This is a genomic window from Oleiphilus sp. HI0061 (assembly GCF_001635675.1).
In genome coordinates this window covers 1-667 of the sequence record NZ_LWFE01001792.1, presented here as the reverse complement: position 1 = coordinate 667, position 667 = coordinate 1, and the positions used below count along the sequence as shown (strand labels likewise).

General features: G+C 42.7%; 1 protein-coding gene. It reads right to left on the bottom strand.

Going from position 1 to position 667, the window contains the following annotated elements:
- Positions 1-35: 35 nt before the first annotated feature.
- Positions 36-667, bottom strand: a 632-nt coding sequence (locus A3735_RS27350) for a cytochrome-c peroxidase (RefSeq protein WP_304440035.1), incomplete at its 5' end; no start/stop codon positions are given.

Below are 667 nucleotides of genomic sequence, written 5' to 3'. Positions count from 1 at the left end.
GATTGAAGTTCCTCAAAAGAGATTGTTTCGTGGAATTATGGCTTATCCCAGCTTTCGCCCGTTTCTGGGTTTATCTGACGCTTGGCGCTTTTGGAGTTATATTTGTTATAGAAGTCGATAACTGTTCGAAGCTCTTTAAAAACACCGTTGTGCATGTAAGGGCTGGTGACGGCGACATTTCGAAGCGTTGGTGTTTTGAATTTTCCTTTATGCTTTTCATCGTGGACTTGAGCGTTCGCGAGTAGACCTATATCGACATAGTCTTCGTCGAGCTTGTTTTGTTTTCGAACAGCAAGGTTTGTCGGTATACCAATGTTGTGATACTCATAATTGCTGAAGGTTTCATCCGGCGCGGTTGGGCTGCTTCGTAATTGGTGGCATTGGTTACAGTTGGTGAATTGCTGCGAGAAGAATAAGGTCATTCCAAGTTCTTCTTGCTTACTAAGTTCATATTCGCCTCTTAAATAGCGGTCATACTTTGAGTCGAAGGGAGAGAAAAAATCGGTTTTTTCAAAGGCTGCGATGCTTTCGGCCATGGCGTCATAGAGCTTCCCCGGTTTACTTAATATGTCTTTTCCAAATAGGCTAGAGAAGGCTTGTTTATAGACCTCCGATTCAAGTAGACGTGCTTGCATACTTTCTTTGTTAGGTATACCCATTTCGATAC